This is a genomic window from Phytoactinopolyspora alkaliphila (assembly GCF_010550695.1).
Classification (GTDB): domain Bacteria; phylum Actinomycetota; class Actinomycetes; order Jiangellales; family Jiangellaceae; genus Phytoactinopolyspora; species Phytoactinopolyspora alkaliphila.
Genome location: NZ_JAAGOB010000018.1, coordinates 22,645 through 43,004 on the forward strand (window position 1 = coordinate 22,645; position 20,360 = coordinate 43,004).

Below are 20,360 nucleotides of genomic sequence, written 5' to 3' on the forward strand. Positions count from 1 at the left end.
CCATGCCGTCGATCCACCGGCGAGCACTCATCACCTGGCTCGCGATCTTCCCGCTGGTCTGCCTCGGCCAAGTGGGGCTATCCCCCGTCGTGGACGAGCTTCCGTTGGTGGTCAGCGCGCTGATCCTCACGGTCGTCGTCGTGCCGGTAGCGGTGTACGTCGTCGTGCCATTCCTGCTGAAAGCCAACGCACGTATCTCGCGCCGCCCCGACGCCCGCCGGTAGGACGGCTCGCCGTGACGGCAACCACGGCGTGAGCTCAGCTGGCGGGTTCGAGAAGCTCCGCGACGAGGAAAGCCAGTTCGAGGGACTGGGTCCGGTTCAGGCGCGGATCACAGACCGTCTCATAGCGGCTGCCCAGGCCGTCCTCGGCGATCGGGTCTCCCCCGCCGACGCACTCGGTGACGTCGTCGCCGGTCAGCTCCACGTGCAGGCCGCCCGGATGGGTGCCGAGACCGTGGTGCACCTCGAAGAACCCGCGGACCTCGTCCATGACGTCGTCGAACTTGCGGGTCTTGTGCCCGCTCGCCGCCTCGTAGGTATTGCCGTGCATCGGGTCGCAGACCCAGGACGCCACCAGGCCGCTCGCCGTCGCTTTCTGCACCAGCGGCGGCAGCGCCTCCCGGATCTTGGCCGCGCCCATGCGCGAGACGAACGTCAGCCGTCCTGGTTCACGGTCCGGGTCCAGTTTCTCGGCCAGTGCCATCAGGTCGTCGGGGGACGTCGTCGGGCCGACCTTCACTCCGATCGGGTTCCGGATCCGGGATGCGAACTCCAGGTGCGCACCATCCAGCTGGCGGGTTCGCTCGCCCACCCAGACGAAATGTCCCGAGACGTCGTAGGGCGACCCCGTACGTGAGTCCACCCTGGTCAGCGCCGTCTCATACTCCAGGAGCAGGGCTTCGTGGCTGGAGTACAGCTCCACCTTGCGCAGAGTTTCGGCGTCGATGTCGATGGCTCGCATGAACCGCAGCGCCTGGTCGATCCGCCCGGCAAGGCGCTCGTAGCGCTGGCCCGCGGGAGAGGTCCGGACGAAGTCGGTGTTCCACGAGTGGACCTGGTGCAGGTCCGCGAACCCACCGCCGACGAAGGCGCGGGTGAGGTTCAGTGTCGCCGCCGACGCGTGATAAGCCCGCAGCATTCTGTGCGGGTCCGGAACGCGGGACGCCTCGGTGAACTCGAACCCGTTCACGATGTCGCCGCGGAAGGCCGGAAGCGTGACGCCGTCTCGTGTCTCGGTCGATTTGGACCGCGGCTTCGCGTACTGCCCGGCCAGCCGCGCCACCTTGACCACCGGCATGCTCGCCGCGTAGGTCAGCACCACCGCCATTTGCAGCAGGGTCTTGAGCTTGTTGCGGACGTTGTCGGCGGAGACGCCGTCGAAGGTCTCGGCGCAGTCGCCGCCCTGAAGCAGGAACGCCTCGCCCCGCGATACCGCCGCGAGCCGTTCCCGCAGCAGGTCACACTCACCGGCGAACACCAGCGGCGGCATGGCACGCAGCTCGGTCACCGCCTGCTCGGCGGCCGAGCGGTCCGGCCATTCGGGCTGCTGGGCCGCGGGGAGCGCACCGAGCGCGGTAGTCAGTTCCGCGAACAGTTCATTGTCAACATCCGACGTCACTCGGCCTAGGGTAAGCGGTCATCCGTCATCCGAGCCAAACATCCCACTCTCCGGACGCGTAGGCCGCGAGGCGCAGCGATAGGCTGGCGCACGACTACGCGACACGACGACGTGCGCGCCATCCGATGTTGAGTTGTGCCGAAAGGTCTGGGTCATGTCCGACAAGCCGATTCGTAAGGTCGCGATGCTCACCGCCGGAGGTCTGGCCCCGTGCCTGTCGTCCGCTGTCGGCGGGCTCATCGAGCGCTACACCGAGATCGCCCCCGAGGTCGAGATCATCGGATACCTCGACGGCTATGCGGGTCTACTGACCGGCCGCTCGGTGACCGTGACACCCGAGATCCGGGCTACCGCCCACCGTCTGCACCGCTTCGGCGGGAGCCCCATCGGCAACAGCCGGGTCAAGCTGACCAACGTCGAGGACGCCGTGACGCGCGGCCTGGTCGCCGAGGGTCAGGACCCGCTGCAGGTCGCCGCCGAACAGCTCGAGCGCGACGGCGTCGACGTCCTGCACACCATCGGCGGCGACGACACGAACACCACGGCTGCTGACCTCGCCGCCTACCTGGCGCGGCACGACTACGAGCTCACCGTCGTGGGGCTGCCCAAGACCGTCGACAACGACATCATTCCCGTGCGGCAGAGCCTCGGGGCGTGGACCGCGGCCGAGCAAGGCGCCCGCTACGCGCAGAACGTCGTCACCGAAAACACCTCCAACCCGCGCCACCTGGTGATCCACGAGGTCATGGGCCGGCATTGCGGCTGGCTCACGGCGGCGACGGCCCGCGCGTATCGGGGCTGGCTCGCCACCCAGGAGTGGGCGCCGGAGATCGGCGTGGATCCGCGTCGCTGGGACGTGCACGCGGTGTACGTGCCGGAACTCGAGCTCGACATCGACGCTGAGGCCGGCCGCCTGCGCGCGGTCATGGACGAGATCGGCTGCGCCACGATCTTCCTCTCCGAGGGCGCGGGCGTCGAGGAGATCGTCGCCGAGCTCGAAGCGTCCGGCCAGGAAATCCCGCGCGACCCGTTCGGCCACGTCAAGCTGGACAAGGTCAACCCCGGGGAATGGTTCGCCAAGCAGTTCGCCTCACGCCTCGGCGCCGAGAAGGTCCGGGTGGAGAAGAGCGGATACTACAGTCGCTCCGCCGCTCCCAACGCCGACGACCTGCGCCTGATCAAGAGCTGCACCGACTACGCGGTGGAGTGCGCGCTGCGCCGGGAAGGCGGCCTGGTCGGGCACGACGAGGAGCACGGCGGCCGGCTGCGCGCCATCGAGTTCGAACGCGTCAAGGGCGGCAAGGCCTTCGACCCCTCGGCCCCCTGGTTCGCCGATCTCCTCAACGCCATCGGCCAACCCACCAAGTAGCCCGCCTTTGGTCACCTGATCGTCGATATGTCGACTGATCGTCGCCTGGGCGGCGATCAGGTGACCTTGGGGTGCTGTGGGCACGGTTGACGTCATCTGATCGCGTCTCACGATACGAACGTGCGGCGATCAGACGGCCAAGTCGCGCGAGCGCTGGACGTTGTGTCATCTGATCGTCCGGCGCCCGGAGCCGACGGTCAGATGCCGCGCAGGAACTCCTCGAGGATCGGGCCTGCGGTGCTGGAACCGGACTCTCCCTCCTCGACGAAGACGGCGACCGCGAGGTCGTCCTGGATGGCGATCATCCATGCGTGCAGCCCGGGTTCGCCGTCGGCGACGTACTCCGCCGTGCCGGTCTTGGCGCCGACCCGGCCCCCGGGGACGTCCTGGAGGAACGAAGCTGTTCCACCGTCCACCGCGGCCCACATCATCTCTCGGAGCTGGCTCGTCTCCTCGGTGGTCAGCGGCTCGTCAGGCGCCTGGTCGTCACTCTCCGGCGACGGCTGCTCCACCATGATCGGGCTGACCGCCTCTCCCGCGAGCACCGACGCGGCGACGGTGGCCATCGCCAGCGGCGACGCCAGGATCTCGCCTTGGCCGATCATGGCCGCCGCGTGCAGGGTGCCGTCTGCCTCGGACGGCACCGAGCCGAGGAAGGCCGGTGCGCCCACCGGACGGTCCACTCCCATCCCGAGCGCCACGGCCGCATCGGCCAGATCCTGCTGGGAGGCCTGGTCGCGTTCCCCCATCAGCGCCGTGTTGCAGGACTCGGCCACCGCGGTCAGCAATGAGATGTCGCCCAGCGCGCTGTCCGGATAGGCGCTGTAGTTGCCGAACTCCCGGCCATCGACGGTCAGTGTGGGCGGGCACGACACGGTCGTCTCCGGCGTCAGGCCGGCCCGGAGCAACGCCAGAGCGGTCACCATCTTGAACGTCGAGCCCGGCGCGTACTGGGCGACCGTCGCCGTCGGGTACCCGCCGCCACCCGGCCCGCTCGCCGCGGCACGCACCTGGCCCGTCGGTGCGTGAACGGCGACGACGGCGCTGGCGGGTGCCACATCCGACAGCACCGACTCCGCATGGGTCTGCAACTCAAGGTCGAGGGTGGTGACGACATCCTCCCCCGCGATCGGTTCCGTCTCGTGCACGGTCGACGGATCACCTTCGGACGGGACGATGTCGACCCGCAGACCCGGCGTGCCGCGCAGGACGTCGTCGTACTGGTGCTGAAGGCCGGAGAGCCCGACCATGTCTCCTGCCTGTACGGTGCCGCCGGACTCCTCGATGATTTCCGCCGTGGCCTCGCCTACCGTGCCGAGGATCGGCCGGGCGAACTCACGGGTGGGCGCCAGTTGCATGGTTCCCAGGAGCGCGGCAGCGCCGTCAATGGCGTCGACCTCGTCCAGGACATCCTCCGCCTCATGCGCACGCAATGTGATCGCCTCGATGAACGCCTTCTCACCAGCCGCCAGGACGCGGCCGGCCAAGCCCTCGCCGTCGACGTCCAGCAGATCGCCGAGCGCCCGCGCCGAATCCTCCATGTCGTCCTCGGACACATCACCGTCGAACCGAGTCTTGTCGATGCCGATCCGGTAGACGTCGCGTTCGGTGACCAGCACCGCCCCACCCGCCCCGAGAATTTCGCCACGCTCGGCCGCCTCGGTTCGCAGCCGCAGTGTGTCGCCCGTCTCCAGATCCGGATGGATCAGTGCCGGGGACCAACTCAGCTCCCAATCGCGGTCTTCGGCTTCACTGGGCGCGAGGTGCGCAGTCGTCGTATAGGTCCAGTCGTGCCCGGCCGCGCCGGGATCGCCGTCCTCGCCTTCGGCCTCATCTCCGGCCTCGCCGGCCCCGTCGTCGTCCTCCGCGGCATCGTCCTCTGCGACCTCGTTGTCCCCGGGCGTCTCTTCGTCGTCGCCCGCGACCTCGTCGTCCGCCCCGCCGGTCAGGTCCCACGCCACATCGAGGGTGATCACCCAGGCGTCGTCGGGCGCATCGGGCGCGTCGTCGGGCACCAGAGCCCGCACGGACACGGACCGCTGGGCGCCGCCCATACCTTCGACGATCTCCTCCAGTTCCGTCGCCGCCTCCGCGGGAGACGAGCCGGCGAGCGGGACAGCGCCGAAGTCACCCGAGGTGAGCGCTTCGGCGAGCGCGTTAGCCGCGGGCTGCGGGTCCGGCGGGTCCTCGCTGCACGACGCCAGCAGGAGAGCCAGCGACGCGACGCCGGCAGCTACGCCTCTGGTCAGCGCACGGGAGGCATGACGAGTCACGACGGCATTCACGGCGCACCGTCCTCGGGCCTCGGCGTTCCAGGGACGAGGCTGTCCTCGGGTTCGCGGGCTGCCCACGCCGCCGAGCAGCCGACCTCCCCCGGTTCAAGACTGATCCGTGGCGGGCGCACCACGCGCACCTCGCCCGGCACCACCCGCGCCATCACACATGACTTGTCCTTGCCGATCGCCACCCCGATCGCCCCATCCACGCTCGTCACCCAGTCATCTCCTGCCAGAACGTCATCACTTGTCAATACCGTGTCCGGGTCAACCCCGGGGATGTCCAGGGCTTCCCGTTCAGCCTGCGCGTACGCCGACCGTACCGCCTCGGCCACCGCCGTCTTGGTGATTCCCGCGTCCGCCTCGTCCGCACGACCGGCAAGCGGCTCCAGGGCCTCGTACAGCGCGTCGTCGACGCCGTTCGGCAATGTCGCGGTCACCGGCGGCGGATCCAGCTCGATCACCGGCACGTCCGGGCATTCGGAGAGCCGTTGAGGGCGCTCGTCGCCGCGGCCGAACACCCACTGGTAGCAGGCACTGATCTCATAGAGCTCGGGCACACCCGAGGGCAGGAACTCCCGCACGGTGCGTTCCCGCCGTAAGCGCAGCACCACGACGGTTCCGCCGTGTTCTGAGGATTCGGAAGCGTGCAGGGTCTCGATCCCGGGGCCAGGCCCGTCCACCATCCGAGGGAAACGCTGCGGATCCGGGCCATGGGCGCGGGCACGCCCCATGACGATGGTCAGCTCGTCGGCATAATCGTCCAGGAATCCGATGTCGCTCCAGTACCGGAGCCCCTCGACCGTCGCCCGCTCGCTCAACGCGTATACCGCCCCGGTGGCGCCCATAGCCGCCGCGGATACGACGATGATCCACCTACGAGTTCGACGTCTCACAGACATCGAGGAAACACGTCGTCCGTCCAGTAGTCCAATATGCCTATCGGAGCACGTTCGAACGACCTTGGATATCGTTGCTGTTCGTGGACCTAGTTCGACATCTGGCGTACTTCACCGCCATCGCCCATGAACGGCATTTCGGCCGGGCCGCGCAACGGCTCGGTATGCGGCAGCCGCCGCTCTCCCAGGGCCTGAGACGCCTGGAATCCGAGCTCGGCGTCCGCCTGTTCGACCGGGACAGCCAGGGGGTCACCCTCACCGACGCCGGAACGGCGCTCCTGCCCGCGGCGCATCGCGTGCTCGACGAGGTCGAACAGCTCCAGCTCCTGGCGCGGAGGCAGGAGACGCCCACCCGCGAGCGTTGCACTGTCCGGGTGGCGCCAGGGCTCGGCGCACGCCACTACGCGGCGCTCGTCACGGCGTGCCGTCGAGCCGTACCGAGCGCCGATGTCGACGTCAGCGAGCAGTCCACCGCCGACCAGGTCCAGGATCTGCTCCAGGGTCGCGCCGACATCGGGATCCTGCGGGAGCCCGTCGCAGCGCGCGGCTTGACGTGGGGCGCCCGCGTCGTTGTGCCACTGCGATGCCTCATGCCTGCGGACCACCCCGCCGCCGCGGCCGGGCGCGTACGGTTACGCGACCTGTCCGGCTTCGAACTGATCCTACCCCCGCGGGATCAGGCTCCCGCCGCCCACGACGAACTCGTCGCGGCGTGCGAGCGGCACGGCTTCCTGGCGGGCAAGGTCTCCGGGGTCGCCGACGACCGGCTGGTCCATGGGCTCGTCGCCTCGGGCGGGCAGGTCAGCTTCACCACCGACGCACCCTCGGCCGGCGAAGGCGCCGCGATCGTCCCGATCGACGACGAGCCGTTGGTCCTCACATTGCGCGTGGCCTGGCGGGGCACTCTCGACGTCCACGTGCGCTCGCTGCCGCAGACCATCGTCGGCGCCCTCACCCGCCGGCACGCGTCCCCGACGGTGCATCCCGGCCGCACACCCCGCGCTGCGTCCGAGCTGCCGGCGGAACCGGCATGAGCACCGCCGCCCACGGCATACAACGCTCGTTCGACGACGCCGGAGTGTTCGGCTATCTCCATGCTCGCGCGCTGCACGAGCCCGGCCGGGAGATCGGGCTCCTCCCGGACGATCCCGTGGTCCTCGCCTCCGTCTTCAAACTGCCACTCGCCGTGGCATTCGCGCGTGCGGTCGACGACGGCCGGCTCGACCCCACGGAGCCGGTCACGCTCTCGCCGGACACCCGCACACCCGGCGCCACGGGATTCGCGGCGATGTCGGACCCGGTCACGATCTCCTGGCGCGATGCCGTCCGCTCGATGATGACAGTCAGCGACAACGCGGCCGCGGACGCGTTGCTCGACGCTCTCGGGACGGACGACGTCAACTCCACACTGGCCGAGCTCGGGCTGACGTCGACACGGGTATCCGGCGGGACCCGGCATCTGTACGCATCCCTGATCGCGGACTTCGGCAGCCCGTCGCTGAGCGAGGCGATCAGGCAGGTGCAGAACGCCACCACCCTTGACGAGCTCACCAGCTTCGACCCGCATCTCACCACAAGTACCGTGGGAACCTGCCGCGACATGACGGCGCTGCTGGAAAGCGTCTGGCACGATCGCGCGGCCTCGGCGGAACAATGCGCTTTCATCCGCGAGGTCATGGCACAGCAGGTCTGGACTCAGCGGCTCGCTGCGGCCTTCCCGTTCGACGACGTGGTGGTGGCGGGCAAGACCGGGACCTTCCTTGCCCTGCGCCACGAGGTCGGCGTCGTCGAGTACCCCAACGGGGAGGCATACGCGGTGGCGGTGTTCACTCTCTCAACGCGCGCCCGCTTGATCCTTCCCGGCGCCGACGCGGCCATCGCCCAGGCGGCGAAACTCGCCGTGGCGGTGTTGCGCTGAGCACACGCAGCACCGCTTGCTCGTCGGTTGTCGCTGAGTGCTCCGGGCCTCGGGCCGATTCGTATGTCCGAATCCACCAGGGAGATGCCAAAGGGGTATTTGACATCTAGCAGTTGTCAAACATACCTTTGACTTTGTGCGCATTACCGATCCCCAGGCCATGCGGGCCATGGCCCATCCGCTGCGGCTGAGTCTGATCGAATTGCTCGGAGCCCTCGGCCCGTCAACGGCCGCACAGTGCGCCCGTCACCTCGACTCCACCCAGGCAAGCTGTTCGTTTCACCTGCGCCAGCTGGCCAAGTATGGCTTCGTCGAGGAGGCACCGCCCAGCGGTGATGCCCGGGAGCATCCCTGGCAGCTGACGGACGTCGAACAGAATTGGGCCGCCGACGGCGGGCCTGCCGCCGATGAGCTGGAGCGTGTCTTCGTCCAGCGAGAAGCCGACAGAATCCTGGCCTGGCGGGCGAAGGCCGACGGTCAGCCCGAGCACTGGCGCGGCGCGTCCTTCGTCGGCGGCGCCACCGTACCCATGACCGCGGGCGAGCTCGAATCGGTCCGCGGCCAGATCCGGGCCGTTCTCGAGCCGTACATCGCCCGGCTGTCCGAGCGCACGGACTGGCCTGCGGACCACCGGTTCGTCCGCATCCTCCTCGCCGGCACACCACTGAGCCATCTCGACGAAGGAGAGTAGACATGCCAACGGAGATCGACGCCGTTGTACCGACCGCCGTCGGTGATCTGGGAGCTCTGATCCGAATCCCGGATGCGGACACGCCGTTGCCCGGCGTCGTCCTCGTCGACGGATCCGGCGAAGGCGACCGCTACGACTGGGGCGGCTGGCCGGAGTGGATCGGCGACGCCGGCTCAGTGGTACTCCGCCACGACAAGCCGGGTTGTGGCGGTTCGCCCGGCCATTGGACCGAGCAGACACTGCAGGACCGCGCGCGGGAATCGCTGGCCGCTGTCGAAATGCTGCGCCGTCATCCAGCCGTCGCCGGGCAGCCAGTCGGCTTGTACGGCATCAGCCAGGGCGGCTGGGTGTCGCTCATCGCGGCCGCCATGCAGGAGCCATCAGTGGACTTCGTCGTCTGCCATTCCGGGCCTGGAGTCAGCCCGGCCGAGCAGGAACGGGTGCGCATCGGGCGCGAGCTACGCGCGTCGGGCCTCTCCGGTGACGACGTGGCGGAGGCGATGGCATGGGTCGACGAGCGGGCCGCGCGGATCCTGCGCGGCGACAGCCCGGAGTCGATCTCCGCCGATCAGGAGCGATTCGCGGCTCGGCCCTGGTACTCGATCGCGACGACAGGCGCCTACGACGACCCGGACGTGCTCCGCTTCGCGAGCCGCATCTTCGCCTTCGATCCGCTGACCGTGCTGCCGAAGGTGACGTGCCCGGTCCTGACACTCCTCGGCGGCGCCGACACCTTGATTCCGGTTCCCGCCAGCGTGGCAGCATTCGCCGAACATCTGCCGCCGTCCCCAGACGGGCACGGCCTCGCCGTGTTTCCCGGCGCGGACCACGGCCTGTACATGGCCGACCCGGACCCCGCGATGCCGCGCCGTGATCAGCTCGCACCCGGGTATCTCCAGATGGTCGAGGGCTTCCTCTCGGCCCGGAAGTCGGTGGATCGGAAACCGACATCATCCGGGCTATTAGCCCGATGATGTCGGTTCGCCTTGATCCGGAACTGGCGTGTTTCGCCGCTAACTGGGCCGCTGACCCCTGAATCAACAAAAACGGCCCTCCGAGGAGGGCCGTCAGGGTCACGCTCGTTAAAACGTGACCGGGTATGCACTCACTATATGACTCGCCCCGGTCATATGCAACCGGAAAACCGAGCATCTCGCATCTAGCGCACGCTAGTGCAGCCTAGACGGATTCATCAGCCGCAGACCGCGCCGACATTGTCAGCGGCACCTGGCACGATCATGGCAACAGACCTCACCCGGACCGTCCGCCGCCGCCGGAGGACACTCGTGATGAACCAGAGGTGCTCAGTGTCCCAGCTCATTGTCTATGTGGACGGCTTCAACCTCTACCACGGCCTACACGAGAAGTGGGGCCGGCGGTATCTGTGGTTAGACCTGGTGGAGCTGGCTCGTTCCCTTCGCCCGGATGATGACCTCGTGGCGGTCAAGTACTTTACGGCGAGCGTACTCGACGACCCAGACGGCCAAGCTCGTCAGGACACATACATCAATGCGCTCACTGCGCGTCACCCGCAGGTCTTCTCAGTCATCTACGGGCGATACCAACGCAAGCAGATGACGTGCCGGACTTGCGGCATCACCTGGCGGAGCTACGAGGAGAAGGAAACCGACGTTAATATCTCTGTGTCGATCGTTGCGGATGCCGCGAGTGAGGCCATGACTAGCGCGCTGCTTGTCAGTGCGGACAGTGACCTCGCACCGGCGATCCGAACGGCCAAATCAACGGCACCTGGTCTCTTCGCGGTCGCTGCGTTCCCGCCTCGGCGTTCGTCCACCACACTGCGCACTCTTATGCCATCATCGTTCACCATCGGTGCAGGACGTATCAGAGCCGCCCAACTGCCAGACATCGTCACGGTGGAGGGCGCCACCTACAAGCGTCCGGCCAAGTGGACCTGACCATGTGCCGGCACGAGCGTCCCGGCCACACTGGCTATGCCGCGACGAGGCTCACTTTCACGAAGCCGTGTGTAGTGATCAGCAGCGGACGTGTAGGGTCGAATTACATGTGCGGACTCTCTGGCGAGTACACCTTCGACGGCCGCCCGGCTGACCTCGCGGCCGTGGCCAACATGTGTGAGGCGATGGTCTCGCGCGGACCCGACGATTACGGGGCATACGCGCACGGATCGCTGGCACTCGGGCACCGGCGGCTGTCCATCATCGATCTCTCTCCCCACGGCCATCAGCCCATGGTCGACTCCGACCTCGGCCTGACCACGGCGTTCAACGGCTGTATCTACAATTATCAAGAGCTGCGCGAAGAGCTGCGCCGAGCCGGATACACCTTCTTCTCCACCTCCGACACCGAAGTGATCGCCAAGGCCTACCACCACTGGGGCGAGGACTGTGTCGATCGCTTCCTGGGCATGTTCGCCTTCGCCATCCACGAGCGCGACAGCGGCCGGCTGATCCTGGCCCGGGACCGCCTCGGCATCAAGCCGCTCTACTACTCGGAGAGCAACGAACGGATCCGCTTCGCCAGCAGCCTGCCCGCCCTCGTCCGCGGTGGCGATGTGGACACCAGCATCGACCCAGTGGCACTGCACCACTATCTGTCCTGGCACGCCGTCGTACCCGCGCCTTACACGATCCTCAAGGGCATCCGTAAACTCCCGCCGGCCACCATGCGGGTCATCGAACGCGACGGCACCAGCCGTGAGCGGCTGTATTGGGATCTCACTGCCGCCCGTGACCCGGAGAAGGCGTCCTGGACCGATTCCGACTGGGAGGAGGCGGTTCTCGAGTCGCTGCGCGTGTCGGTCCGCCGCCGGCTCGTGGCGGACGTCCCCGTGGGCGTGCTTCTCTCCGGCGGGCTGGACTCCAGTCTCGTCGTCGGGCTGCTCGCCCAAGAGGGCCAGACCGGCCTGAACACGTTCAGCATCGGCTTCGACGCCGTCGGCGGAGAAGAGGGCGACGAGTTCAAGTACTCCGACGTCGTCGCCCGCGAGTTCGCCACCGAGCACCATCAGATCCGGATCGGCACCGAGCGGATGCTTCCGGCGCTCGAAGACGCCATCCGGGCCATGAGTGAGCCCATGGTCAGCCACGACGCCGTAGCGTTCTTCCTGCTCAGCCAGGAGGTCAGCAAGCACGTCAAAGTGGTGCAGTCCGGGCAAGGCGCCGACGAGGTGTTCGCGGGCTACCACTGGTATCCGCCACTGGCAGGAGCCGGGCGGGACGACGCCGTGGCTACCTACGCCCAGGCGTTCTTCGACCGCAGCCACGAGGAGATGCGCGGCGTGGTGCGTCCGGAGCACCTGGTGGACTCACCCGTCAGCCTCGACTTCGTCACCGACCACATGAAGCGCCCCGGCGCCGAGACCGCGGTCGACGCCGCACTGCGGCTGGACACGCAGATCATGCTGGTGGACGACCCGGTGAAGCGGGTCGACAACATGACTATGGCCTGGGGACTCGAGGCACGAGTGCCGTTCCTCGACCACGAGCTGGTGGAGCTCGCCGCGCAGTGCCCGCCCGAGCTCAAACTGGCCCAAGAGGGCAAGGGCGTGCTCAAGGAGGCCGGGCGCCGAGTGGTGCCGCACGAGGTGATCGACCGCCCCAAGGGGTACTTCCCGGTGCCGGCGCTGAAGTACCTGCGTGGACCGTACTTGGAGCGAGTCCGCGATGCTCTGCACTCCCCCGCGGCACGGTCCCGCGGCCTTTTCCAGCCTGCCTACGTCGACCATCTTCTGGCGGACCCGAATGCCGAGCTCACTCCGCTGCGCGGGAACAGACTGTGGCAGCTCGCCCTCCTGGAGATGTGGCTGCAGACCCATCTGCCTGACGCGGGCAACACGCCGTGAATGAAGGCCGCCGCCGAGGGGGAAGCGAGCCCCGTCAACCGTTGTGGACCCGGCCCTGGCAGGAGACGCCCGAACATCTCGTACGTGACATGCGCCGTGGTGTGGCGATGGACTGCGGATGGGGCCGGCTGATCTTCGCCCAGACGTTCGACGACGACGCCGACATCATCACCCTCCTGCGGGCCGAGGAGGAGGGTCGGCGGGACATCGCCATGTACGTGCCCGACCCTCATGTCCTGGTGTCGAGGGCGCCCGACGAGCTGTTCATCGACCCGTCCATGACCTACCGGCTGGAGCTGCACCGCTACCGGCCGCGCCGGGAGACCATCCCGGGCGTGGTCGTGAGCACGATGGCCGACGCGAACGACGCCGACGAGGTCAATCGCATCTACGCAGCCCGCCACATGGTGCCCGCCGATCCCGACCTGATGTGGTCCAACCAGCGCACACGCACCTTCACCTACCTGATCGCGAAGGACGAGCACACCGGCGCCGTGATCGGCACCGTGACGGGCGTGGATCACGTCTTGGCCTTCGATGACCCCGACCAGGGGACCAGTCTCTGGTGCCTGGCGGTGGACCCGCAGACCCCGGTGCCCGGAGTCGGGGAGGCGCTGGTACGCGTCCTGGCCGAGCGTTACATCGGCCGTGGCCGCGACCATCTCGATCTGTCGGTGATGCATGACAATGACCCCGCCATCCGCCTGTACAAGAAGCTGGGCTTCCGCCGGGTGCCGGTCTTCGCGGTGAAGCGCAAGAACATCATCAACGAGCCGCTGTTCGTGCCCGAGCCGGAGGCGGACGTCGTCGAACTCAATCCCTACGCGGCGATCATCGCCGACGAAGCGCGACGGCGTGGCATCCTGGTCGAGGTTCTCGACCCGGAGTGGGGCGAGATGCGACTCGTGCACGCCGGCCGCAAGATCGTCACCCGGGAATCACTGTCCGAGCTCACCACGGCAGTGGCGATGAGCCGGTGCGACGACAAGCGAGTCACCCGCCGGATCTTCGAGCGTGCCGGCCTCCGCGTCCCGCGCGGTATCGCGGCCGGCGACCACGACGCGGAGAAGGCCTTCCTGGAGGAGGTCGGTGAGGTGGTCGTGAAGCCGGCCCGGGGAGAGCAGGGACGCGGCATCACGGTGGGCGTCAGCGATGCGGACGCGCTCGCCCGGGCAGTGTCGCTGGCCACCACCTACTGCCCCGACGTTCTCATCGAACAATGTCACGACGGTGAAGACCTGCGTATCGTCGTCATCGGCCACCAGGTGGTCGCCGCCGCGGTGCGCCGGCCGGCATCCGTCATCGGCACCGGACGGCACACCATCGCCCAGCTCATCGACCGGCAGAGCAGACGGCGCGCCGCCGCCACCGGCGGCGAGTCGACGATCCCGATGGACGACGTCACCGAGGACACCCTGAAGGCCGCCGGTCACACTCTCGACGACGTCCTACCCGACGGCGTCTCCCTCCAGGTTCGCCGTACCGCGAACCTGCACACCGGAGGCACCATCCACGACGTCACGGCTGAGCTTCATCCGGAGCTCGCGGAGGCCGCGGTCAAGGCGAGCCGGGCGATCGACATCCCGGTCACCGGCCTCGACATGCTCGTTCCCTCGGTCGACCAGCCCGAGTACGTGGTGATCGAGGCGAACGAGCGTCCTGGGCTGGCCAACCATGAGCCCCAGCCCACCGCCGCCCGGTTCATCGATCTTCTCTTCCCGGAGACGAGGCCGGCGCCCCGGGCCTGGGAGCCTCCACCCCCTAGCTCATCGCGGTAATCGGCTCGACACCGGGTACTCCCGCGTGCCTCAGATCCGGTGGTGCTACTCTCCCCCGGTTCTGATGCATACTTTTGGGAGATTCATCACTATGAAAGTGACGCTCCGCGCGTTTCTCGCGCTCAGCCTGCTCGCAGGTTTTTACCTGCTGGTGGGCGCCATCATCGCCATCGCCCTGGTCATCGACATCGGCCTGATCGTCCGCGGAGACGGCCAGGGTCTCCAGGCCGGCATCGTCATCACTCTGGTGGCCTTCGCGCTCGTCCGGGCGCTCATCATGGTCTCGCGCCGGCAGCAGGCCGCACAGCCGGGTGTCGAGGTGACGCCCGAGCAGGAACCCGAGCTCTGGCGCACCGTCAACGAGCTGGCCGAGCAGGTCCAGACCCAGGCACCCGACGAGATCCGGATCATTCCAGACGTCAACGCCGCGGTCAGCGAGGACACCAAGTTCCTCGGACTGAAGGCCACCCGTCGCCGCATGTACATCGGTATGCCGCTGCTGATCACCATGACGGTGGACGAGATGCGATCCATCCTCGGACACGAGCTCGGCCACTACAGCGGCTCGCACACGAGGCTGGGCGCCCCCGTGTACCGCGGCCGGATCTCCCTCATCGCGGCGGTTCAGGGGCTGGAGAAGCATCCGTTCGTACAGAAGATCTTCCTCGGCTATGCCAAGTTCTTCCTCCGGGTCTCGCAGGCGGTCTCCCGGCGCCAGGAGCTGGAGGCCGACGAGCACTCGGTGCGCATCGCCGGGCGTGCCGCGGCGTCGAGCGCACTGCGCAAGGTTCACGGCGCGGCGCCGGTCTGGGGGTACTTCCTCGAGGCCTACGCGGGCCTGGTGGGGCCCGCCCAGGCCCGCCCCGCGGACCTCTTCGGCGGGTTCCAGGCACTGGTGAGCAATCCGGTCCGGCAGCGGGAGATGGCCGCGATGATCACCGAGGAGCGCGAGCACTCCCCGTACGACTCCCACCCGTCCCTGACCGACCGCCTCTCCGCGATCGAGAAGCTCCCCGACCCGGCGGTTCACGCGGACCAGCGCCCGGCCACGGAACTCCTGCGGGACCCGGACCTGGCAGCGCGTGCGGTCGAGGAGTCCTTCTGGACGCCGAACACGCTCGCGCTGCCGACGGCGAGCTGGGAGGACGTCGTCGCCCGTGGCATGTACGTGGCGGCCAACCGGGAAGCCGCCCGGGACTTCGCGCTCGCCGGCCAGCGCCTCGTCGGCGCACCGGACACCGTGGTCGACGCCGGGTTCGAGGCGCTGGCGCGCGGGCAGGTGGCGGAGTTGAGGGCCGAGCTCGTCGCGGCGGGCTGGAACGACGGCGAGCGGCTGCTTGACGCCGTGATCACCAGGACGCTGGAGGCGGCACTCATTGACCACGGCTCGGCGTACTGGGCGCTCTCGTGGTCCTCGGCTCCGCGCCTGATCGACACGGCGGGACAGGAGGTCAAACTCGCTGAGTTCGCCGCTGCCGTGGTGGCTGATCCACCGAACCAGGTGCCGGTCTTGCGGGATTGGCTCGCTCGCAGCGGAATCAGCCCGGACTATTGCCCAGAGCTTCCCACGGAGCAGAGTCCGGAGGCGCCGCTGCAGTCCGCCTGACACCGGCACCGGTGGTCGTGGCGGACCGACCGTCCTCGGGACGGCGTCGAGCGCACGATCACCGGGCCGGACCAACGGCCCGTGAAGCCAAGAGCAGCGGCAGCACGGCGGCCGGGTCGTCGAGCGCGTAGCCGAGCAGTTCCTCGGCTCTGATCAGCCGTTGGTGAAGGGATTGCCGGCGGATGTGCAGGACACCGGCCGCACGGGTGGGGCTGCTGCCGTGTCGCAGATAGACCTCGACGGTACGGACGAGGTCGCTGCCGTGCGCGGCATCCCAGCGCCGCAACGGCCCCAGGACATCGTCGACCAGGTGTCGCCGGTCGTCGTCGCCCAGGAGCCCCAGCAGTCGGTCGGGCAGGGTCTCCCGCCACGCCCAGACCCCCGGCCCGGCCCCTTCAGCCGCTCGATACGCCTCCCCCAGCGACCGCCCTGCCCGGGGAAGGGGCACCGCCGGGCCCACGACGCAACTGAACTCCTGTTCGGCCGACCCGTGCTCGCGGAGCCGGTCCACCAAGGTTCCCACCGGGTCCGCGTCATCCCGGCCGGCCGCCACGATCGCGACGACCCGGCCTCCGACCCGACCGGCGATCAGGCCACCAGGCGCGCCGGCCGCCCGCAATGCCGCCGTCGCAGCCACCGGATCGGCGGCGTTCCCGACGACGCCCAGCACCAACGCGCCCACCCGCGGATGCAAGCCCGCCAGTCCCGCCCGGACCACAAGCTCGTGCTCGCTCACCACGTTTCCGGTGAGCAGCTCCTCCAGGAGCGCAGTGGCCACGGGCCCGGACTCACCAGGACTGTCGCCGAGATGCGCCACCGCGACGGCGGCCGCGGACGCCGTGCGCTGCGCCGCCGCCGTGAGCACATCCGGACTCCAGGGGTCACCGTGTCCGTGTGCTGAAGTGCCCATGCCGGCATCGGCCATCACCGGACCGTCGGCTGTGCCGCCGTCTTCGGCACTCTGCCGCTGACCGATCAGCACCTCGCCCCAGCGCCGCCCGTCGACGACGATCGACGCCCGTGCCACGGCTCGGTCGGCTAGCCGGTTCAATGCCTTGGCGGACGCCACCCCGCTCACCGCGACGGGCTGCCCCGACTCGGTCGCCACCATGACCGGCCGGGCCGTGAGATCGGCTACGCAATGAGCGACGGCGCTCAGGCCTCCTCTGGTCAGAGCAGCGAAGAGCTGGTGGCTCAGCTCGTCCACAAGGCGAAGGGCCGTGCTCTCGCGGTCCAGCAGGACGGTGTTCACAGCTCGGCAGATCTGTTCGAACGGGACGACCCGGTCGAGCCGGATCAGCGGTAGCGCACACCGGTCCGCTTCGTCGGCCAGCTCGTCGGGGAGGGCCGGAAAGGAACGCCCTACCTCGATGGCGACGGCCGCCACCTGGCGTTGAGCGAGATCACGCACCCAGAATCTCCGCGCGCCGGCGTCGGCACCGGACAATCCGAGTCCGGTGGTGAGGAGCAGCTCACCACCGGACAGCAAGGGCCCGATCTCGAAGATCTCACTTGAATGCGCCCAGGTGACCACGTGGTTCAATCCACGCGGCGCCGTCATAAGCGCGGGTGACGCGGCTCGCACCACTGGAAGATCGAGGATCTCGCGCACCGTTAGGGACATCCCATGACAGTGCCGTAAAGAGGCATGGCCGGTCAATGACATATTGACCGATATCACGCTCACGAAAGCTGACGATTCACCCGTTGCGACGTTGCCCTCCAGCCACCAAGCTGTTAACGCTTGCTCCCTGGCCATCGACGTCCGCGGCCCGATCCCTCCCCCTGGCTCGCCCTGCCATCCGGACTGAGCGGTGGCCGGGGAGCAGGCATCCAGAGAAACCCACCATCGATCCGGAGGGTGCTGTTGAGCTCCGAACCCCATCACGTCGAATCCGGTCTCGCCCGATCATGGCTGCACGTCGCCCTCGACGAGGCCAGAGCGGGCCTCGCCGAAGGGGGCGTACCTATCGGGGCCGCCCTGATCAGCGCCGGCGGCGAGGTGCTCGGCCGGGGCCACAACCGCCGGGTCCAGGACGGCGACCCGTCTTTGCACGCCGAGACGGCGGCATTCCGAGCTGCCGGCCGGCAACGCTCCTACCGCGGGACCACCATGGTGACGACGCTGGCCCCCTGCTGGTACTGCAGCGGCCTGGTTCGGCAGTTCGGCATCGGCCGGGTCGTGATCGGCGAAGCCACCACGTTCAGCGGCGGACACGACTGGCTCGCCGAGCACGGCGTGGACGTCGTCGTCCTCGACGACCCCGGATGTGTCGCTCTCATGGAGCAGTTCATCTCGGCTCACCCAGCACTGTGGATGGAGGACATCGGCGATGACGGTGAACACTGAAGGTGCGCCTGTCGACCCCGACTACCCGCTCGACCCGGTTCCTGGCCATGCTCGCAAGTCGCTGTTCTCGGTATCGATCGTTCTGCTCGGCTTCACCTTCTTCACCCCCACGATGCTCGCCGGCGCGCAGGTGGGTGCGGCGTTCGAATTCTGGCCCCTGATGGGTGTGCTGGTGCTCGGCTGCGTCGTCCTCGGCGTGTACGTGGCCGTCATCGGCGGCATCGGCGCCCGGACCGGCCTGACGACGGTGGTCATGTGCCGCTACGCCTTCGGAGACAAGGGCTCCAAGCTGAGCTCGCTCCTGCTCGGCGGCACCCAGGTGGGCTGGTACGGCGTCACTGTTGCCACTCTCGCACAGCTCGTCGCTCAAGCGGCCGGCTGGGAGGGCGACGGCGTGCAGCGGCTACTGATGGTGCTCGGTGGATTCGTCATGGGCGCCACTGCCTACTACGGCTACAAGGGCATGTTCGGGCTGTCGGTCGTGTCCGTGCCACTCCTGCTGGTCCTCGCAGCCTGGGTCACCGTGCGCTCGTTCGACGAGGTGGGCGGCATGTCCGGCATGCTCGATCAGAGCCCGACGACGACCATGAGCGTCGCCGTGGCCGTCACCATCATCGTCGGGACGTTCGCCTCCGGTGGAACGCAGGCGCCCAACTGGACGCGGTTCGCCCGGACGCCCCGGCAAGGTTTCAGCGCATCCGTCGTCGCGTTCTTCGTCGGCCAGATGCTGATGCTGTTCTTCGGCGCCATTGGGGCCATCGCCTTCGGCCAGCCCGACTTCGTCCTCGTGCTGTTCGAGCTGGGACTGGTCGGCTGGGGTGTGGTCTTCCTGATCGGCAACCTGTGGACCACCAACGACAACACCGCCTACAACTTCGGCGTCGCCGGTGCGGAAATCGCCAACTCGCGATCCAAGAAGCCGTTCGTGGTGGGTGGCGTGATCATCGGCACGCTGCTGGCGGTGACCGGGATCTACGACAACCTCATCACCTACCTGAGCTGGCTCGGCATCATCATCCCGCCGATCGGCGGCGTCATCATCGGAGACTGGTGGGCACGCTGGCGGCGGGGCATGCCGTCGCCGTCGGAGTACGCGTTCCCCGCCGTGCGATGGGAGAACATCGGAGCCTACGCCCTCGGAGCGCTGGTGGCGTGGGCGTCCGACGAATGGGGGTGGGGCATCCCTCCGGTCAACGGCATCGTCGTCGCAGTTCTGGTCGCCGTGCTGGCCGCCCGCCTCCGCTCCCCTCAACCCACCTCCAAATGATCATGTAAACCATGTTTTCTCGTGCTTCACCAGGGCTGCAGCCCTGGTGAAGCACGAGAAAACATGGTTTACATGATCATTTAGGTCGGGACGACGATGGGTGGGGCGTCGTCATGTGCGCTCGTAGACGACGAACACGAGGCCGTCGTCGTACACCCGGCTGCGCGCAGGCTGGAAGCGCTGCGGCGCGAACCGCGCGCCACCGAAGAGAGACATCCCGGCTCCGGCGACCACCGGATAGATCTTCACGTGCAGTTCGTCGATCTCCGGACGCAGGACACCCGCCAGTTCCGAACCTCCGCACAACCAGATGTCCAGCCCGCTCTCCTGTTTGAGTTCGCGAACCTTGGCTACCGGATCGGACCCGACCAGCTCCACGGTGGGGTCCGGACTAGAGGTCATCGTGCGGCTGAACACGTAGTGCCTCAGATGCGGGTACGCGTTGGTGATTCCTTCACGCAGGCCGACTTCGTAGGCGCCGCGGCCCTCCAACACCGTGTCGATGCTCCGGTTGGCCGGGTCGACGCCCAAGGCCTGTCGAGCATGCACCGGTATCGTCTCCGGATACTCTTCGAGGAGCTGGTTCGAGTGCTCGCCGTTGGTCCCGTAGAAGTCGTACGACCCATCCGGCCCGGCGATAAAGCCGTCAATCGTGCTGGCGACGTAATAGATCAGCTTTCGCATGCCACTCTCCTTGCTCCTCGTGGAACGACTAACCACTCCATATATAGTACTTCGTATGTAGTGGTTGCAACTGCAG

General features: G+C 68.0%; 17 protein-coding genes. 12 read left to right on the top strand and 5 right to left on the bottom strand.

The window, feature by feature from the left end; genetic code table 11:
- Window positions 1–2: 2 nt before the first annotated feature.
- Complete coding sequence (locus tag G1H11_RS23405; protein WP_216844072.1) at window positions 3–224, top strand: putative antibiotic biosynthesis monooxygenase; 222 nt, start codon at window positions 3–5, stop codon at window positions 222–224.
- A 34-nt stretch (window positions 225–258) separates the two neighbouring features.
- Here G1H11_RS23405 and G1H11_RS23410 read toward each other — a convergent pair whose 3' ends face one another.
- The gene (locus G1H11_RS23410; RefSeq protein WP_343074913.1) at window positions 259–1,620 is read right to left on the bottom strand and encodes a class II 3-deoxy-7-phosphoheptulonate synthase; all 1,362 of its coding nucleotides are present in this window, start codon (window positions 1,618–1,620) and stop codon (window positions 259–261) included.
- A gap of 154 nt (window positions 1,621–1,774) precedes the next feature.
- On the opposite strand from G1H11_RS23410, the gene G1H11_RS23415 reads away from it, so the two are divergent.
- Window positions 1,775–2,989, top strand: a complete 1,215-nt coding sequence (locus G1H11_RS23415; RefSeq protein ID WP_163821043.1) for a pyrophosphate--fructose-6-phosphate 1-phosphotransferase — start codon at window positions 1,775–1,777, stop codon at window positions 2,987–2,989.
- 197 nt (window positions 2,990–3,186) lie between these two features.
- On the opposite strand, the gene G1H11_RS23420 is transcribed toward G1H11_RS23415, so the two are convergent.
- Together G1H11_RS23420 and G1H11_RS23425 are read right to left on the bottom strand one after the other, a co-directional pair.
- A complete protein-coding gene (locus G1H11_RS23420) occupies window positions 3,187–5,274 on the bottom strand; it encodes a penicillin-binding transpeptidase domain-containing protein (protein ID WP_163821044.1) in 2,088 nt (695 codons plus the stop codon).
- Window positions 5,271–6,167: a hypothetical protein gene (locus G1H11_RS23425; protein WP_163821045.1), complete on the bottom strand. Its 897-nt coding sequence runs from the start codon at window positions 6,165–6,167 to the stop codon at window positions 5,271–5,273. The genes G1H11_RS23420 and G1H11_RS23425 overlap by 4 nt, the downstream gene beginning before the upstream one ends.
- A gap of 80 nt (window positions 6,168–6,247) precedes the next feature.
- Here G1H11_RS23425 and G1H11_RS23430 point away from each other — a divergent pair, with 80 nt between their 5' ends.
- From G1H11_RS23430 to G1H11_RS23465, 8 genes are all read left to right on the top strand, one after another.
- On the top strand, window positions 6,248–7,198 hold the full coding sequence (locus tag G1H11_RS23430) for a LysR family transcriptional regulator (protein WP_163821046.1): 951 nt from the start codon (window positions 6,248–6,250) through the stop codon (window positions 7,196–7,198).
- A complete protein-coding gene (locus G1H11_RS23435) occupies window positions 7,195–8,082 on the top strand; it encodes a serine hydrolase (RefSeq protein ID WP_163821047.1) in 888 nt (295 codons plus the stop codon). The genes G1H11_RS23430 and G1H11_RS23435 overlap by 4 nt, the downstream gene beginning before the upstream one ends.
- A 136-nt stretch (window positions 8,083–8,218) precedes the next feature.
- The gene (locus tag G1H11_RS23440) at window positions 8,219–8,773 is read left to right on the top strand and encodes a helix-turn-helix domain-containing protein (RefSeq protein WP_163821048.1); all 555 of its coding nucleotides are present in this window, start codon (window positions 8,219–8,221) and stop codon (window positions 8,771–8,773) included.
- Window positions 8,774–8,775: 2 nt separating this feature from the next.
- Window positions 8,776–9,747, top strand: a complete 972-nt coding sequence (locus tag G1H11_RS23445) for an alpha/beta hydrolase family protein (RefSeq protein ID WP_163821049.1) — start codon at window positions 8,776–8,778, stop codon at window positions 9,745–9,747.
- A gap of 333 nt (window positions 9,748–10,080) precedes the next feature.
- Complete coding sequence (locus tag G1H11_RS23450; protein ID WP_163821050.1) at window positions 10,081–10,692, top strand: NYN domain-containing protein; 612 nt, start codon at window positions 10,081–10,083, stop codon at window positions 10,690–10,692.
- Window positions 10,693–10,799: 107 nt separating this feature from the next.
- A complete protein-coding gene (locus G1H11_RS23455; RefSeq protein WP_163821051.1) occupies window positions 10,800–12,599 on the top strand; it encodes an N-acetylglutaminylglutamine amidotransferase in 1,800 nt (599 codons plus the stop codon).
- Window positions 12,600–12,640: 41 nt separating this feature from the next.
- On the top strand, window positions 12,641–14,377 hold the full coding sequence (gene ngg, locus G1H11_RS23460) for an N-acetylglutaminylglutamine synthetase (RefSeq protein WP_343074914.1): 1,737 nt from the start codon (window positions 12,641–12,643) through the stop codon (window positions 14,375–14,377).
- A gap of 91 nt (window positions 14,378–14,468) precedes the next feature.
- Window positions 14,469–15,983: a M48 family metallopeptidase gene (locus tag G1H11_RS23465; RefSeq protein ID WP_163821053.1), complete on the top strand. Its 1,515-nt coding sequence runs from the start codon at window positions 14,469–14,471 to the stop codon at window positions 15,981–15,983.
- Window positions 15,984–16,041: 58 nt separating this feature from the next.
- Here the strand turns inward: G1H11_RS23465 and G1H11_RS23470 are convergent, their stop codons facing one another.
- A complete protein-coding gene (locus G1H11_RS23470) occupies window positions 16,042–17,607 on the bottom strand; it encodes a PucR family transcriptional regulator (RefSeq protein WP_163821054.1) in 1,566 nt (521 codons plus the stop codon).
- Window positions 17,608–17,850: 243 nt separating this feature from the next.
- Between G1H11_RS23470 and G1H11_RS23475 the strand changes: the two genes are divergently transcribed.
- Complete coding sequence (locus G1H11_RS23475) at window positions 17,851–18,333, top strand: nucleoside deaminase (protein WP_163821055.1); 483 nt, start codon at window positions 17,851–17,853, stop codon at window positions 18,331–18,333.
- Complete coding sequence (gene codB / locus G1H11_RS23480; RefSeq protein ID WP_163821056.1) at window positions 18,317–19,600, top strand: cytosine permease; 1,284 nt, start codon at window positions 18,317–18,319, stop codon at window positions 19,598–19,600. Before G1H11_RS23475 ends, codB begins: the two co-directional genes overlap by 17 nt.
- 111 nt (window positions 19,601–19,711) lie before the next feature.
- Here codB and G1H11_RS23485 read toward each other — a convergent pair whose 3' ends face one another.
- A complete protein-coding gene (locus G1H11_RS23485; RefSeq protein WP_163821057.1) occupies window positions 19,712–20,284 on the bottom strand; it encodes a dihydrofolate reductase family protein in 573 nt (190 codons plus the stop codon).
- Window positions 20,285–20,360 lie beyond the last annotated feature (76 nt).

Coding starts and splice junctions, on each gene's coding strand:
- G1H11_RS23445 (WP_163821049.1), top strand. CDS start 8,776: ATGCCAACGGAGATCGACGCCGTTGTACCGACCGCCGTCGGTGATCTG.
- G1H11_RS23455 (WP_163821051.1), top strand. CDS start 10,800: ATGTGCGGACTCTCTGGCGAGTACACCTTCGACGGCCGCCCGGCTGAC.
- G1H11_RS23485 (WP_163821057.1), bottom strand. CDS start 20,284: ATGCGAAAGCTGATCTATTACGTCGCCAGCACGATTGACGGCTTTATC.
- G1H11_RS23470 (WP_163821054.1), bottom strand. CDS start 17,607: ATGTCCCTAACGGTGCGCGAGATCCTCGATCTTCCAGTGGTGCGAGCC.
- codB (WP_163821056.1), top strand. CDS start 18,317: ATGACGGTGAACACTGAAGGTGCGCCTGTCGACCCCGACTACCCGCTC.
- G1H11_RS23405 (WP_216844072.1), top strand. CDS start 3: ATGCCGTCGATCCACCGGCGAGCACTCATCACCTGGCTCGCGATCTTC.
- G1H11_RS23435 (WP_163821047.1), top strand. CDS start 7,195: ATGAGCACCGCCGCCCACGGCATACAACGCTCGTTCGACGACGCCGGA.
- G1H11_RS23465 (WP_163821053.1), top strand. CDS start 14,469: ATGAAAGTGACGCTCCGCGCGTTTCTCGCGCTCAGCCTGCTCGCAGGT.
- G1H11_RS23425 (WP_163821045.1), bottom strand. CDS start 6,167: ATGTCTGTGAGACGTCGAACTCGTAGGTGGATCATCGTCGTATCCGCG.
- G1H11_RS23415 (WP_163821043.1), top strand. CDS start 1,775: ATGTCCGACAAGCCGATTCGTAAGGTCGCGATGCTCACCGCCGGAGGT.